Genomic DNA, 15,536 nt, shown 5'->3' with positions numbered 1-15,536 from the left:
CTGAGCCAGGATCAAACTCTCCAATAAATTGTGAGTTGATTAGCTCATAATGTCTTTTTGATAAAAAGACTAAAACGTTGACGTTTTGTTCGTTCAGTTTTCAAAGAACTATCTTGTCGCCCAGAAGCGACTTTTTAAATATATCATTTTCACAACCGACTGTCAACAACTTTTTTTGTTTAAAATTTCGTTGTTTGAAAAGGTTTTGTGAAGACTTTAACTATAATATCACCATCTAATAGAGGCGTCAACTATTTTTCAAAAATAAATAGAACAGCGACTTTTCCTTGCAACTGTTCTATCTATTTAAAGTGTCTTAAATGACCCATGTTTGAATAGCTACTAATGTAAATAAACCAGGAATCCCTAAAAAGCCCGAAATAGTGGCAGTAATTAAATTAATGGGAACATGGATACCAAATTGATTTCCAAAGGTATTTAAAAAGAATAAAAAAAGTGCGCCAATTAATACCTTAATTATACCTTGTCCAACCATTTTAACAGGCTTTAAAGGCGTCCCAATTATCAATAACAATAATATGCAGCCACCTAAAATGGAGATTACGATCGCTGGCTCCAATAAAAAAATCCTCCCTTCAGGAAACTTGTACTATCAATTTATGAAATCGATGTACAAAAAAGACCGTCAGAGAAGGATTTAAACTAATTTTATTTTCGTAATGAAATGCTTCTATTTTTTACTTCTTTAAATAGAGTAAAATATTTTGCTTCAGCAAGCTTTGCCTGAGTAACGACTTCTGCAGTTGGATCAAAGCTTTTCTCAACCAGGATTTTCTGATTCGACCATGTGTCTCTTAATTCATTTACTTTGTTTATCAGTTTTTCGTCAAATTCCTTACGCAGCCAGCCTTTTCTGCGAAATAACATAATCTCCGCCCCCGTAAAAGCAAATGCAAATCTGCCGTTTAAAATCTAGGCTCTTTATTGTTGCTTCAAGCCTTTACCCGTTGATTTCCGATCCGGGCACTTGCTTCCGCGGGGATGGTTGGGAGTCTCCTCAGCGTTTCCGCCTGTGGGGTCTCCCGCTTCCCTCTATTTCCTGCGGGAGTCAAGTGCCCTCCGTTCCAATCAACTTAGATAGTTAAATTTAAATACACTGATAAAGCAACAAACTTTACGAAAGTTGACAAAATCTAAAAGTTAAACCTCTCTTCTTCCCTCAAGAGCTTTAGATAGTGTCACCTCATCAGCATATTCGAGGTCTCCTCCAACCGGTAATCCATGGGCAATTCGGGTTGCCCGAATTCCAGATGGCTTTAAAAGCCGTGAAATGTACATGGCTGTCGCTTCTCCCTCAATATTGGGATTTGTGGCAAGGATCACTTCTTGTACTGTATCATCCTGAAGCCTCTTCAAAAGCGAGGGAATATTAATATCTTCCGGCCCAATTCCATCCATTGGCGAAATAGCGCCTTGCAAAACATGATATAACCCATGATATTCTTTCATTTTTTCCATGGCAATCACGTCTTTAGGATCTTGAACTACACAAATAACCGTTCGGTCTCTTCTTTGATCCTCACAAATATAACAAGGATCTTGATCTGTAATATGACCGCAAATAGAGCAATAGGATAAATTTCTTTTTGCATTGACGAGCGCCTTAGCGAAATCAAGAACGGTGTCTTCCTTCATACTTAATATAAAAAATGCCAGACGTGCGGCCGTTTTGGGGCCGATACCTGGCAATTTCATAAAGCTGTCGATCAGCTTAGATATCGGTTCAGGATAATGCATACTAATTCCCCCTTATTTAGAAAAGCGGAAGCGCCTTGGGCAGCACCGACAAGCACAAGACAAGCCTTACAGAAAGGTGCTTTTTACCTTTCTGGGAGGATTGGCTTGTGACCTCGAGGAGCTAGGCGCTGGAGCTAGACATAGAAAGCGGAAGCGCCTTGATTTCTCAAACCGCTTCCGCTAAGACAATGGAATGTATTAGAACATTCCTGGCAGATTCATCCCTTTTGTGAATTGGCCCATTGTGTTGTTTGTTAGTTCATCTGCTTTCTTAAGCGCGTCATTCGTTGCTGCTAGCACAAGATCTTGAAGCATGTCGATATCTTCAGGATCTACTACATCTTCCTTAATGTTTACCTCAAGAACTTCTTTATGGCCAGACATGATCACTGTAACCATCCCGCCGCCAGCTGTTCCTTCTACTCTTTCTTCGCCTAGCTTCTCTTGTGCTTCCGCCATTTTCTTTTGCATTTTTTGCATTTGTTTAACCATGTTTTGCATATTACCCATTCCACGCATTTGAAATCCCTCCATATATTCACATACTAGTCTACTATTTCTACTAAATCATCACCAAATAGCTTTTTTGCTTCGGCGATTAATGGCTCTTCGGCGTTTGAACGTTCTTCACCGGCATCACCATCTTGCTGGTTTTGTAAAAAGTCCTCCCTGACTTTTTGCCATTGCTCGTCAGGAATGCCAACCATCTGCATACGTTTGCCTAAAAGTTCAAATATTGTATTGGATAATGTATCGAGAAATCTCGTATTATCCATCGCCATTTGACAATGAATTTCATACTTGAATTTTATTATAAAAGCATTTGAGGATGCCGCAACAGGCTCAGCTTCATTCAGTAAAGCAGCTTGAGACCGCATTTGATTATGAACGAGTCTATTCAGCATTTCGCCCCAGTTGCTTTTGATACCCATCAAATCATTTTTTGTCGCTTGCTTTAATATCTCACTAATTTTTCCAATTGGAGCTTGGAACCCTTTGCGGGAGCTTCTTTGTGCTTTCTTCTGCGCAACAGGCTGGGCCTCATCTTGAACGCTGACACCGTGGCTCTTTAAATGGCTGATTTCCTGCTCAAGCATTTCAATCTTATGGAGCAGTGGCTGAAGATCTGCCGATGCTGCCGGTGCGCCTTTTCGTTCAAGCTGGCAAAGCTTCACGATCGCAACTTCAAGGAAAATTCGCGGATGATTCGTCCAGCGCATTTCCTGCTGTGCTTTATTCAACACTTCGATAAGCTCATAAAGCTCAGCTGGATTGATTTTTTCCGCAAGCATTTGAAATTCTTCATCAAGCATGACTCTTTCCAGTGATTCCTCTAATTTAGGAGCCGCTTTGAATAGAAGCATGTCTCGATAATAAAGAATAAAGTCCTCGACAAAGCGTGCAGGATCTTTTCCCTGAAAAAGCAATTCCTCCAAGTATTCCAAACCTGCAGCAGCGTTCTTTTCCATCACTGCCTGGGCAAGTTTATTTAAAAACCCTTGCGAAACCGCTCCCGTTACTGTCAAAGCATCTTCAACAGTGACTTGATCCTGACTGAATGAAATTGCCTGATCTAGCAGGCTTAACGCATCACGCATTCCGCCTTCTGCCGCTCTTGCGATCACATGCAATGCTTGATCTTCACATTCAACGCCTGTCTCATCAATAATCAGCTTCATTCTGCCAATAATAGCTTGGGCGGTAATGCGTTTAAAATCAAAGCGCTGACATCTTGAAATGATCGTAAGCGGAATTTTATGAGGCTCGGTTGTCGCCAAAATAAAAATCACATGCTTGGGCGGTTCTTCCAGAGTTTTTAATAACGCGTTAAAGGCTCCAATGGATAGCATATGAACTTCATCGACAATATAGACTTTGTACTTGCCTATGTTCGGTGCATACTTTACTTTATCCCGAATGTCTCTGATTTCCTCGACACCATTGTTTGATGCAGCATCAATTTCAATGACATCTTGTATGGAACCATCTGTAATCCCCTTGCAAGTCAGGCATTCATTGCACGGCTCATTCACCGGCGCTCGTTCACAGTTGACTGCTTTGGCCAAAATTTTTGCCGCACTTGTTTTTCCCGTTCCGCGGGGCCCTGAAAACAGATAAGCATGCGAAGTTTTTTCTTGAAGCAGGGCGTTTTGCAATGTTTTTGTTACATGCTCCTGTCCAACAACGTCAATAAAGCTTTGAGGACGCCAAACTCGGTATAAAGCCTGATAACTCATTGTCACGCCCCCCTTCCTATGTATTCTTACCGACTATTATACCTTATTCATATGAAAATTTACAAAACTAAATTAGAAAAGCGGAAACGGCTCGCTCAGACCCGACAAGCATAAGTCGCTCTATGGAGGAAGGTGTACTTTGCCTTCCTTCATAGAGTGGCTTATGACCTCGAGGGGCTAGCCGTTGGGGCTAGACAAAAAAACTCATCTCAATAAGAGATGAGCTTCATTTATTATAGTTAAACTGCCGTGCACCTTCCTTCGACTGGCGCCCATAAGCGTTACTTAAGCAGTTAGCTCGGCCCAGGCAACCCTGCGGCACATGAGATGGTCCACTTAATGCTGCTTCCTTCCGGACCTGACATGGTTCATGGATTCCCATTGCGCAGGACCCGGACGTCAACACCACTTACTTAAGGCAGGCCCTACAGGACACCAGCCTCGGGAAGGGATTCAGCCTCGCTAGAGCGGATTGCGAGTACAGGGCACCGCTACCTCCCCGCCTAGCACGGCAAAGTTGAAACCGTATTTAGTTGCGTCGTATGTGACGCATAATTAAGTATACTAATCTTTTTGATAAAAATCAATTCCTATTCGCTGACAATTTCTGTATCCTTATCCAACTGTGATAATTTCCTGCGTTTCTTCTCTTCTTTTCTGCGTTCCCGCAAGCTTCTGAAAAAGGAAGAAAGAAGCCCTCCACACTCTTCTCCAAGGATTCCCGTAACAACCTCGCTCTGATGATTAAATCGTTCATCCTGTAACAGGTTCATAAATGTTCCAGCACAGCCGCCCTTCGGATCCTTTGCGCCATAAACGACCTTTTTGATTCGCGAAAGGATGATAGCCCCAGAACACATCGGACATGGCTCAAGTGTTACGTAAAGTATAGCATCCTCAAGTCTCCATGTACCGAGCTTCTTGCATGCTTCATCAATAGCAAGCAATTCTGCATGAGCAATTGCGCTTTGATTTGACTCTCTTAAATTATGGGCTCTGGCAATGATTTCGCCATTTAAAACAATGACTGCGCCGATAGGAACTTCCTTTATTTGTTCAGCCTTTTTTGCTTCCTTGATTGCTTCAAGCATATATATTTCATCTGTCTGATCCATTTTTTGAGACATAATTCCCATCCCTTATATTTTTCCATTTCAAAATTATATCATGACTTTAATTTCGGTTTCATAAAATGGTGGTAGTGTTTATTTTCATGGAAGCAAGTTTCTCATTTATTTATATAAAAAATAGTGCCTTTGTTAAAGGAGGAGTCATTTTGCAAATACATGTAGTTCAAGCAAACCAGTCCTTGACAACCATTGCACGGGCTTATGGAACAACTGCCGAGGATATCGCTGAAGCAAATGAAATTCCTAATCCGAATAACTTAGTCATCGGTCAAACGTTGGTCATTCCGATTGTCGGCCATTTTTACACGGTTCAGAGTGGGGATAGCCTCTATTCGATTTCTAGGAAGTTTGGCCTTTCCTTTCAAGAGCTCGCTTCTGTAAACCATATTTCTGTGAATACCCCGCTTCAAGTCGGATTCAGGCTTTATATTCCTCAAGGCCCAAAATCACGCGGGGAGTTTAATGCCTATGTTGAACCAAGAGGGACAACAGTTGCTCCCAATCTTGAATCAAGTGCAAGAGAAGCCGCACCTTACTTAACCTATCTTGCCCCTTTTAGTTTTCGAGCATTGCGCGACGGGTCATTGAAGGAGCCGCTTTTAAATAATTTCCCAGCTATTGCCCGCGCTAATGGCAATGTGTTAATGATGGTGATAACGAATCAGGAAAATGATCAGTTCAGTGATGAACTTGGGCGTATTCTATTAAACGATATTCCTATTCAAGACAAGTTTTTAAATAATATTGTAGCTACAGCGAAAAAATACGGATTTAGAGATATTCATTTTGACTTTGAGTATTTGCGCCCAGCGGACCGTGAAGCATACAATCGTTTCTTGCGGAAAGCAAAAGCACGATTTCAGCAAGAGGGCTGGCTGCTCTCGACCGCCCTTGCTCCGAAAACAAGCGCCGAACAAAAAGGGCGCTGGTATGAAGCGCATGATTATAAAGCACACGGACAGATTGTTGACTTCGTTGTCATCATGACCTATGAGTGGGGGTATAGCGGAGGCCCAGCCATGGCGGTTTCTCCGATTGGTCCTGTTCGAAAGGTATTAGAATATGCCATCACAGAAATCCCTTCTTCCAAAATCCTTATGGGGCAAAATTTATATGGGTATGATTGGACATTGCCATTTGTTCAAGGATCGTTTGCACGCGCTGTTAGTCCGCAGCAGGCCATACAGCTTGCAGCGGATGTTCAAGTTGCTATCCAGTATGACACAAAGGCTCAAGCTCCATTCTTTACTTATACAGACCAGGCGGGTAAAAAACATGAAGTGTGGTTCGAAGATGCCCGCTCTATTCAAGCAAAGTTCGATTTAATAAAAGAATTAAAGCTAAGGGGGATGAGCTATTGGAAGCTCGGGCTCTCGTTTCCGCAAAACTGGCTTTTAATTACGGGAAATTTTGATGTTGTCAAAAGACAATAGCTCCATAAATGTGAAGAACAGCTGATCCTTTATTCAGCTGTTTTTTTATTGGATCGCAATAACAGTTTTTCCTCATAGTTTTTTTAAATCCTTCCATCCATTTTCCTATAAGATTATGATAAAATAACCTTTGTGTCATTTTAAGAACAAGCTAATAAGTATTCTATATATAGAAAAGCAGTACGGAGTAGGAGGACTATCATGGGAGCAACCCCTTTTATTACGGTTGAGGGACCAATTGGCGTCGGGAAAACATCATTGGCGAAAGCCATCTCTGACCATTTTCAGTTTGCTTTACTGAAGGAAATTGTCGATGAAAATCCGTTTTTAGGTAAATTCTATGAAAACATTGAAGAGTGGAGCTTTCAGACAGAAATGTTTTTCCTCTGCAATCGCTATAAGCAGCTAACCGATATCCACAACCATTTTATAAAAAATAATAAGCCGGTCGTTGCCGACTATCATATTTTAAAAAACCTAATTTTCGCTGGCCGCTCGTTAAATGCAGAAGAATACAAAAAGTATTTAAGTATTTATGATATTTTAACAGTCGATATGCCGAAGCCAAATGTAGTGATTTATCTTCACGCTAGTCTTGAAACGCTATTAAATCGAATTAAGCGCAGAGGTAGAGAGATTGAGAAGAATATTAGCCCGCTCTATTTGGAGCAGCTTTCAATAGATTACGATAAGGCAATTAGTGAATTTGAGGTTCAGCATCCAGAAGTCACTGTGCTTCGCTTCAATGGCGATGACTTAGACTTTGTGAAAAATCAAGCTGATCTTCAATTTATGATCGATACATTGTCAAAAACACTCATTAAAGGGAGCATACAATCATGAAGTTAAGAAACAAATATGGCATACCTTCTAATGCAGTCATTACGATTGCAGGAACTGTGGGTGTTGGAAAGTCTACTATGACGAATGCCCTTGCTAATGCACTGCATTTTCGTACATCCTTCGAAAAAGTGGACTCCAATCCATATTTAGATAAGTTTTATGCTGATTTTGAACGCTGGAGCTTTCATTTACAGGTTTATTTTCTAGCGGAACGCTTTAAAGAGCAAAAACGGATTTTTGAATATGGCGGCGGATTTATCCAGGACCGCTCCATTTACGAAGATACCGGGATTTTTGCCAAAATGCATTATGAAAAAGGCACGATGTCGAAGGTTGATTATGAAACATATACAAGCCTGTTTGAAGCAATGGTGATGACGCCTTATTTTCCGCATCCAGACTTGCTCATTTACTTAGAGGGCTCTTTAGATGATATCCTTTCCCGCATTAATGAAAGAGGACGTCCGATGGAACAGCAGACTCCAGTGGACTATTGGAAGGAAATGCATAAGAGGTATGAAGATTGGATTAACTCCTTTAATGCCTGCCCTGTGCTGCGGATTAATATAAATGATTATGACATTATGGACGATGAAAGTTCAGTGGAGCCGATTGTTGAGCGTATTTCTGATTTCATCCACCATACTCGATTGCTAAAAAAATAGTCGCCAGCCAGGCGACTATTTTTGTTTTCTTTATATACAAAAAAAAACCGCTACATTTACTGTAACGATTTTTATCTCCAATTTATGCGCGTGTTAGATGTCAATGATAATGGAGGAGGAAAGGGGATTCGAACCCCTGCGCGGTTTGACCCGCCTGTCGGTTTTCAAGACCGATCCCTTCAGCCGGACTTGGGTATTCCTCCGTATCGACAAGAAAAAATATATCACTTTTTTAAACCGCTGTCAACATGAATTAAATATTTTTCAGGCGGGAATGACCCCGCCCTTTGAATGAATACTTTACCTATAATATTTACATTTTTAACTTAAATTATTCTGGCTTAATAACATCTCTATTGCCCATATAAGGACGGAGTACTTCTGGAATCACGACACTTCCATCTTCCTGCTGATAATTTTCTAGAATAGCGGCAACGGTACGGCCAATAGCAAGACCAGAACCATTTAATGTATGAACATGCTCTGGCTTCCCTTTCGGATCGCGGCGGAAACGAATATTAGCACGGCGAGCCTGGAACGCTTCAAAGTTACTGCAAGAAGAAATCTCTCTATATGTGTTATAGCTCGGAATCCACACTTCAATATCATACTTTTTCGCAGCCGTAAAGCCGAGATCACCCGTACACATGCTCATAACACGGTATGGAAGTCCTAATAGCTGTAAAACCTTCTCCGCATTCTTTGTCAGCTTCTCTAACTCTTCATAAGAATCTTCAGGCTTTACAAACTTAACGAGCTCCACTTTATTAAATTGATGCTGGCGAATCAGGCCTCTCGTGTCACGTCCTGCAGATCCTGCTTCAGAACGGAAGCAAGCACTAAATGCCGCATAATTAATTGGAAGAGCCTCCGCAGTCATAATTTCATCCCGGTGCATATTCGTAACCGGTACTTCAGCTGTTGGAATTAAGAAATAATCCTCATTTTCAATGAGGAATGCATCCTCCTCAAACTTCGGAAGCTGGCCTGTGCCTGTCATACTTGCACGATTGACTAAGTATGGCGGCAATACCTCTTTATAGCCATGCTCATCTGTATGAAGATCAAGCATAAAGTTGAATAAAGCACGCTCTAATCTTGCGCCCAGCCCTTTATAGAATACGAAGCGGCTGCCGGTAACCTTGCTGGCACGTTCGAAATCAAGAATATTTAACTGATCAGCTACATCCCAATGCGGCTTCGGCTCAAAGTCAAACTGTTTAGCCTCTCCCCATTTCCATGCTTCCACATTATCATCTTCTGTTTCTCCTACAGGCACGCTTTCATGTGGAATATTCGGAATGCTAAGCAATAAATGGTCCAATTCCTCTTCAACTGCGCGCAGCTCATCATCAAGCTCTTTAATTTGATCGCCTACTTCTCTCATTTCGGCAATTAAGTGATCAGCATCCTGCTTATCCCGTTTTAAAATAGCAACCTGCTGAGACACTTCATTCCGTTTGCTTTTCAGCTGCTCAGCCTTAACAATTAAATCACGGCGTTTCGTATCAAGATCTTCAAACTTGCCAAGATCCGTTAAATCCTCTCCGCGATGCTCAAGCTTTTTCTTTACATCTTCAAAATTTGCTCTTAAAAACTTAATGTCTAACATAAAATAAACCCTCCTTAAAATTTTTCAGGGGAAACACAAAAAACTCCCGTCCCTAAAAAGGGACGAGAGTTACCCGCGTTGCCACCCTAGTTGAAGGCATAAGCCTTCCACCTTAAATTCATAACGGTTTTAACCGAAAGTATTTACTTACCAAAAGAGTGTTCTATGATCCGCACTTTTTTAGCGTTCCATACTTTGCTCGAGGATGGATTCACAAGCATCACCCGCCAATTCTCACCAGCCATTGGCTCTCTTAAGAATGAAGTTCCTGCTACTAGTTCCTCTCATTGCTTTAAATTATTTGGAAATTTTGTAATTCATAATGTACTACAATTATAAACGATTTGCAACTATATTATGCAAATTAATTTTTCTTTGCTTCTTTTACCATATTAATAAAGTAGGAGGTAAAGCGGTGATCATCTGTTAATTCCGGATGAAAGGAGCATCCAAGAATTTGGCCTTCACGTGCTGCCACGATCCGCTCATTATGCTTCGCTAAAACCTCAACATTTTCCCCTGCTTGTACAATATGAGGAGCACGAATGAACACAGCTGGGAAATTATCAGCAACACCAGCAACAGCCAATTCAGCTTCAAAGCTTTCTCTCTGGCGTCCGAATGAATTTCTTTCGACATGAACATCCATAACCCCAATATGCGGTTCATCATAGTCTTTAATGTGTTTCGCTAGTAAAATTAACCCTGCACAAGTCCCAAACATCGGCTTGCCTGACTTAGCAAACGTCTTTAGGCTATCCATAAAGTCATACTTGTCTATTAAACGGCGCATAGTTGTGCTTTCCCCGCCAGGAAGAATTAACCCATCCATCTCGTCTAATTGCTCCTTGCACTTAATTACAACGGCTTCCGCACCACATTCTTCAATAGAACGGACATGCTCTCTAACAGCTCCTTGAAGTCCAAGAACTCCTACCTTTACCATGATGCTTCCCCTTACCAGCCGCGTTCTTGCATACGAGCTTCTGGAGCCAATGATGAGATTTCAATCCCTTTCATTGGTGTTCCTAGCTCTTTTGAAAGCTCAGCAATTAATTTGTAGTCTTGATAATGTGTTGTTGCTTCCACAATCGCTCTAGCGAATTATTTCCTTTCCTATAATGAAACTAAATAACAAAAAGGGTTTCCTGTCAAAACAGGAACCCCCTTTGTATTAGAACCAACCTTTGACAGTTGATGAAATGCCACTAAAAACATTTCCGAAAAAGCTTCCGATTCCACGCATCATTAGCACGAACCAATTTGCTTTTTCGACATCATTAGCAGCAACGACATCAACTTGAATTTTACTTTTGCCATTTTCAGATAGGAACTGTAAGTCACTTTCGTTTGAGGATTCAATTGTTAAAGTTCCAATCTTATCCCCTTTTTTAATAGGAGCCGTAAGCTCACCCTTCTCATTTAATTTTTCTTTATCAAGAATAAGCTTCGGTTTATAGTTTTCTTTTTCTCCATTTTTCACAATTAGTGTGAGTGGATCTTTTGTTTCAATTTTAACTTCTTTTTCTTTCCCTTTAACAACTGGTAAAGTCTTTTGACCCTTTACCTGATATCCGGCTGGAACAAGCTCTTCTTTACTGAAGTTACTGAACGCATAATTAAGCATTTTCTTCGTTTCATCAAAGCGGGATTTATATGTTCCTTTTCCGCTATCATCTTTCGCATTCATAATAACTGTAACGTAACGAGTACCATTTCTGATAGCAGTACCCGTAAAGCAAAAGCCTGCAAAATCCGTTGTACCCGTCTTAAGCCCGTCTACGCCTTCCATTCCATAAACAAGGCTTGGTAGCATCCAGTTCCAGTTTTGCATGTCAATGGCATCTTCAGTGCCTTCTCTGAATGTCATTTTTGGAATGCTTGTCGTTTCTAACACTTCTGGGTAATCATTGATTAAATGAGAAGCCAGCTTCGCCGTTGCTCTAGCAGACATCACGTTCTCTTCATCTTCCGTCCCAGTATGGAAGTAGCCTTTTAAGTCTTTATTATTTAAGCCAGTTGAGTTAACAAACTTATAATCTTTTAATCCAAGTTCTCCTGCTTTTTTATTCATCATTTTTACGAAGTTCTCTTCAGAACCCGCAATCGTTTCTGCAATGGCAATCGTCGCAGCATTGGCTGAGTAAATTGTCATCGCTTGATACAATTCACGAATATTATATCTTCCATCTCTGCGTAAAGGCACATTGGATAAATTCGTGTCATGTGAAATCTTCCAAACATATTCACTAACCGAATATTCCTGATCCCATTTGACTCTTCCTTCTTTAATTGCCTCTAGAAGGAGGTATTCTGTCATCATTTTCGTCATACTTGCAATGCCAAGAACTTGGTCGGCATTTTTTGAATATAATACTTTGCCTGTCTCCGCCTCTACTAAAATAGCAGCATCGCCATTAACATTTAAAATATCTTCAGCATAAGCTCTATTTAAGCCTGGAAAAAGTCCTATAACCATCACTAATGCAAGAATACTAGCAACATATTTGCGAAATTTTTTCAATATAAAGCCCTCCACCATTTTAGTACACTTTTGATATTTTATCATATATTTTCTTTAAAAAATAGACAGAGGATTGACCTATTACTAAGCACCAACTTTTACCACGAAAAAAATTCATGATTTTTTACAATCTCACTAAAGTATTACACACAAAAAAGCAGAGAAGACGAAATGTTTTCTCTGCTTTTGAAAGGAGCAACAATATGCCCTTTACTTTTATGATTTAGAATAGTTTGGCGCTTCTTTTGTAATTTGGACATCATGCGGATGGCTTTCTCTTAAGCCGGCACCTGTCATTCTGACAAATTGCGAATTCTCTCTTAACTCTGTAAGATCCTTCGTTCCGCAATAACCCATACCCGAACGTAAGCCGCCAACAAGCTGATAAATTGTATCTGCTAGCGGGCCTTTATAAGGAAGGCGGCCTTCAATTCCCTCTGGGACAAATTTCTTATTATCTTCTTGGAAGTAACGGTCCTTTGAACCCTTTTCCATCGAAGCAACTGAGCCCATGCCACGATAAACTTTGAAACGACGTCCTTGGAAAATTTCTGTTTCACCTGGGCTTTCAGAAACGCCCGCTAATAGACTTCCTAGCATAACAGCATGTCCACCAGCAGCAAGCGCCTTAACGACATCTCCGGAATATTTAATTCCTCCGTCCGCAATGATCGCTTTTCCGTGCTTTCTTGCTTCTGTAGCACAATCATATACAGCTGTAATTTGTGGAACACCTACACCGGCAACTACGCGAGTCGTACAAATGGAACCTGGTCCAATACCTACTTTCACTATATCTGCCCCAGCATCAATTAAGTCTTTCGTCGCTTCTGCAGTAGCCACATTTCCAGCGATTATAGCAAGCTCCGGGTATGCGTTACGGATATCGCGAACCGTATCGATAACCCCTTTTGAATGCCCATGTGCCGTATCTACTACAATCACATCGACTTGGGATTTAACTAGCAGTTCTACGCGCTTCATTGTATCCTTTGTTACACCAACGGCTGCTCCAACTAAAAGGCGACCTTGCTCATCTTTAGCCGAATTAGGGAACTCAATTACTTTTTCAATATCCTTGATTGTAATTAAGCCTTTTAAGACACCGTCGTTATCAACAAGAGGAAGCTTTTCAATACGATGCTTCTGCAAAATGCTCTCTGCCTCAGCTAAAGTTGTGCCAACTGGAGCTGTAACAAGATTTTCTTTTGTCATTACATCAGAAATAATAATTGAATAGTCCGAAATGAATCGGAGGTCACGGTTTGTTAGAATACCAACAAGTTTCTGTTCTTCACGGTTATTGACGATAGGTACACCAGATATACGGTATTTTCCCATTAAATGCTCCGCATCAAATACTTGTTGTTCCGGGGTGAGGAAAAACGGGTCTGTAATAACACCACTCTCAGAACGCTTTACTTTATCCACTTGCTCGGCTTGCTGCTCGATTGTCATGTTTTTGTGAATAATCCCTAAGCCGCCTTGTCGAGCCATTGAAATAGCCATTTCTGCTTCAGTTACAGTATCCATCCCCGCACTAATGATTGGGATATTTAGCTTAATCTTTTCCGTTAATTGAACACTTAAACTTACATCACGCGGGAGAACCTCTGATTTTGAAGGAACGAGCAATACATCATCAAAGGTTAACCCTTCTTTTACAAACTTATTTTCCCACATATTATTGACCCCCAATTCATGAAAATATTATTAGTAGGTTATCAATTGGGCAAAATACTGTCAAGGATTCTTCTATATGTTAGATTTTTCTAAAAACTCGGAGGTACATTTTATGCATGATTTTAAAAGCTGGGATTCTTTTTTATATTTTTTTTCAGCCAGTTCTTCACAATCCTTTCTAAAAAAATGCTACCAGCAGCTAAATATTGATTCAGCTGAACAAAAAAGTTATGAAAATAGCTACCCTTTTATATATTATCTTGAACATGGACAAATTTATTACAAACAAGCCGAAATCGCCCCATTAATGATTCAGCCGATCTTGCTCTTCTACGGCCTTGTTCATTTAATAAAGGCATGCATCTTAACGATTGATCCTAACTATCCAGAGACAACCTCCGTCCTTGCACACGGAGTTTCAACGAGAAAAAGAAAGAAGCAGCAATATCACTTTTTTCAAGATGAAGTAAAGTTTCAGAAGAGCGGGCTCTTTCCATATATGGGGGAGAGAATGTTTCACATGAAACATTTGGAAGGTGAAAAAACAACTATGAAGGAGCTGCTCTCACAGATTCCTGAACTAAATCAGCTATTCGTTCAAACCGAGGGGAAGAGCACGTTTTTACCAATTAAACAGCAAGAAAACGGCTACTCTCTATCAAAAGAAATATTAGATTGCTATCATATGACAGAGCCTCGCTTTATTGAATACTGGATAGGTGAGACATCATTAAGTATTGAGCTTCAAGAGCAGGATGATCAATATATTCATTTTTCTATTACGAAGCAAGATCATACTAATTTGCTCCCCATTAAATTTAATTTAGAAAATAATCAGCTCTGCTTCCCTAGAAGGAAAGACATCTTAAATACTTTTCCGGAATTGTTAATTCATTATTTATTACTCTATAATTTAAGTATGATTGCCCGCTATGAAACAGAGTGGTGGAGTGAATTAATTAAAATGATGCCTAATCAGGATTATCCATTTATACAGTCATTTTTAAATATCACCTCTACGAAAGGGCCATTTTTAACTTATCAATTCCTAACCAATAAAAAGTAATGATACATTAGAAAAGTTGTTTTGAAACACAAAAAGGACATCTCCATGATGTCCTTCTCTATTGCATTAAAATTTTTACTATAAATAATTGCACATAAAAAAGAACATCTAAATGATGTTCTTTAAATTGCCTAGCGACGTCCTACTCTCACAAGGGGACAGCCCCTAACTACCATCGGCGCTCAAGCTTAACTTCCGTGTTCGGCCTCGGCTTTGAATAAGCGGCGGATCTCTGCGTCAGCTGCACTTGTTCCGTCCTCATGTGCATCGCACATTCCGGGCGTCACTCCCTTGCTTCCTTGATCTCCTTGCTTCTTCAAACCCTCGGAGATTTCTTTCTTAATATTTTCTTGTTTTATATAAGTAACCACTTGTTCTTCGAACATTCAATTACTTTACTATAAAAGTCTCTGCTAAAAAATAATTGCACAAAAAAAGAACATCATTTAGATGTTCTTTAGATTGCCTAGCGACGTCCTACTCTCACAAGGGGACAGCCCCTAACTACCATCGGCGCTGAAAAGCTTAACTTCCGTGTTCGGGATGGGAACGGGTGTGACCTTTTCGCTATCGCCACTAGACTAC

At 40.4% G+C, this 15,536-nt stretch carries 15 protein-coding genes, 1 tRNA gene, 1 rRNA gene, 1 other RNA gene, 1 pseudogene and 1 other annotated feature; of the genes and pseudogenes, 4 read left to right on the top strand and 15 right to left on the bottom strand.

Going from position 1 to position 15,536, the window contains the following annotated elements:
• Window positions 1-316 precede the first annotated feature (316 nt).
• From F7731_RS26000 to tadA, 7 genes are all read right to left on the bottom strand, one after another.
• Complete coding sequence (locus tag F7731_RS26000) at window positions 317-580, bottom strand: pro-sigmaK processing inhibitor BofA family protein (RefSeq protein ID WP_151537650.1); 264 nt, start codon at window positions 578-580, stop codon at window positions 317-319.
• A gap of 89 nt (window positions 581-669) precedes the next feature.
• Window positions 670-888 (bottom strand): YaaL family protein, encoded by a 219-nt coding sequence (locus tag F7731_RS25995; RefSeq protein ID WP_151537649.1) that lies wholly within the window; start codon window positions 886-888, stop codon window positions 670-672.
• 273 nt (window positions 889-1,161) lie between these two features.
• The gene (gene recR, locus F7731_RS25990; protein ID WP_151537648.1) at window positions 1,162-1,758 is read right to left on the bottom strand and encodes a recombination mediator RecR; all 597 of its coding nucleotides are present in this window, start codon (window positions 1,756-1,758) and stop codon (window positions 1,162-1,164) included.
• Window positions 1,759-1,956: 198 nt separating this feature from the next.
• Window positions 1,957-2,277, bottom strand: coding sequence for a YbaB/EbfC family nucleoid-associated protein (locus tag F7731_RS25985; RefSeq protein WP_151537647.1), 321 nt, complete (start codon window positions 2,275-2,277; stop codon window positions 1,957-1,959).
• Between the two features lie 26 nt (window positions 2,278-2,303).
• A complete protein-coding gene (dnaX, locus tag F7731_RS25980) occupies window positions 2,304-3,995 on the bottom strand; it encodes a DNA polymerase III subunit gamma/tau (protein ID WP_151537646.1) in 1,692 nt (563 codons plus the stop codon).
• Window positions 3,996-4,242: 247 nt separating this feature from the next.
• Window positions 4,243-4,507: signal recognition particle sRNA large type (ffs, locus tag F7731_RS25975), an RNA gene on the bottom strand.
• Window positions 4,508-4,585: 78 nt separating this feature from the next.
• Window positions 4,586-5,110, bottom strand: a complete 525-nt coding sequence (tadA, locus tag F7731_RS25970; RefSeq protein ID WP_151537651.1) for a tRNA adenosine(34) deaminase TadA — start codon at window positions 5,108-5,110, stop codon at window positions 4,586-4,588.
• Between the two features lie 161 nt (window positions 5,111-5,271).
• Between tadA and F7731_RS25965 the strand changes: the two genes are divergently transcribed.
• The 3 genes from F7731_RS25965 to F7731_RS25955 all read left to right on the top strand — a co-directional run bounded on the left by F7731_RS25965 (window position 5,272) and on the right by F7731_RS25955 (window position 8,066).
• Window positions 5,272-6,558: a glycoside hydrolase family 18 protein gene (locus F7731_RS25965; RefSeq protein ID WP_151537645.1), complete on the top strand. Its 1,287-nt coding sequence runs from the start codon at window positions 5,272-5,274 to the stop codon at window positions 6,556-6,558.
• Between the two features lie 201 nt (window positions 6,559-6,759).
• Window positions 6,760-7,401, top strand: coding sequence for a deoxynucleoside kinase (locus tag F7731_RS25960; RefSeq protein ID WP_151537644.1), 642 nt, complete (start codon window positions 6,760-6,762; stop codon window positions 7,399-7,401).
• On the top strand, window positions 7,398-8,066 hold the full coding sequence (locus F7731_RS25955; RefSeq protein WP_151537643.1) for a deoxynucleoside kinase: 669 nt from the start codon (window positions 7,398-7,400) through the stop codon (window positions 8,064-8,066). The genes F7731_RS25960 and F7731_RS25955 overlap by 4 nt, the downstream gene beginning before the upstream one ends.
• A 110-nt stretch (window positions 8,067-8,176) precedes the next feature.
• Here the strand turns inward: F7731_RS25955 and F7731_RS25950 are convergent.
• The 6 genes and pseudogenes from F7731_RS25950 to guaB form a co-directional block, all read right to left on the bottom strand.
• Window positions 8,177-8,269 (bottom strand) — tRNA-Ser (locus tag F7731_RS25950).
• Between the two features lie 128 nt (window positions 8,270-8,397).
• Window positions 8,398-9,678, bottom strand: a complete 1,281-nt coding sequence (serS, locus tag F7731_RS25945; protein WP_151537642.1) for a serine--tRNA ligase — start codon at window positions 9,676-9,678, stop codon at window positions 8,398-8,400.
• A 55-nt stretch (window positions 9,679-9,733) separates the two neighbouring features.
• Window positions 9,734-9,975 (bottom strand) — a binding site (T-box leader).
• Window positions 9,976-10,042: 67 nt separating this feature from the next.
• Complete coding sequence (gene pdxT / locus F7731_RS25940; protein ID WP_151537641.1) at window positions 10,043-10,624, bottom strand: pyridoxal 5'-phosphate synthase glutaminase subunit PdxT; 582 nt, start codon at window positions 10,622-10,624, stop codon at window positions 10,043-10,045.
• A gap of 11 nt (window positions 10,625-10,635) precedes the next feature.
• A pseudogene (locus F7731_RS25935) lies at window positions 10,636-10,782 on the bottom strand (pyridoxal 5'-phosphate synthase lyase subunit PdxS); the annotation flags it as partial.
• 70 nt (window positions 10,783-10,852) lie between these two features.
• Window positions 10,853-12,205, bottom strand: coding sequence for a serine hydrolase (locus F7731_RS25930; protein ID WP_425482044.1), 1,353 nt, complete (start codon window positions 12,203-12,205; stop codon window positions 10,853-10,855).
• Between the two features lie 213 nt (window positions 12,206-12,418).
• The gene (guaB, locus tag F7731_RS25925) at window positions 12,419-13,885 is read right to left on the bottom strand and encodes an IMP dehydrogenase (RefSeq protein ID WP_151537639.1); all 1,467 of its coding nucleotides are present in this window, start codon (window positions 13,883-13,885) and stop codon (window positions 12,419-12,421) included.
• A gap of 112 nt (window positions 13,886-13,997) precedes the next feature.
• Between guaB and F7731_RS25920 the strand changes: the two genes are divergently transcribed.
• Window positions 13,998-14,951, top strand: coding sequence for a YaaC family protein (locus F7731_RS25920; RefSeq protein ID WP_151537638.1), 954 nt, complete (start codon window positions 13,998-14,000; stop codon window positions 14,949-14,951).
• A gap of 188 nt (window positions 14,952-15,139) precedes the next feature.
• On the opposite strand, the gene F7731_RS25915 is transcribed toward F7731_RS25920, so the two are convergent.
• Both F7731_RS25915 and rrf read right to left on the bottom strand, forming a co-directional pair.
• Window positions 15,140-15,337 (bottom strand): hypothetical protein, encoded by a 198-nt coding sequence (locus tag F7731_RS25915; protein WP_151537637.1) that lies wholly within the window; start codon window positions 15,335-15,337, stop codon window positions 15,140-15,142.
• Between the two features lie 78 nt (window positions 15,338-15,415).
• Window positions 15,416-15,532: ribosomal RNA gene (gene rrf, locus F7731_RS25910) — 5S ribosomal RNA — on the bottom strand.
• Between the last annotated feature and the right edge of the window lie 4 nt (window positions 15,533-15,536).

Source organism: Cytobacillus depressus (genome assembly GCF_008923245.1).
GTDB lineage: Bacteria > Bacillota > Bacilli > Bacillales > Cytobacillaceae > Cytobacillus > Cytobacillus depressus.
Note: the sequence above shows the minus strand (reverse complement) of the source record. Positions and strands in the feature narration are given on the sequence as shown.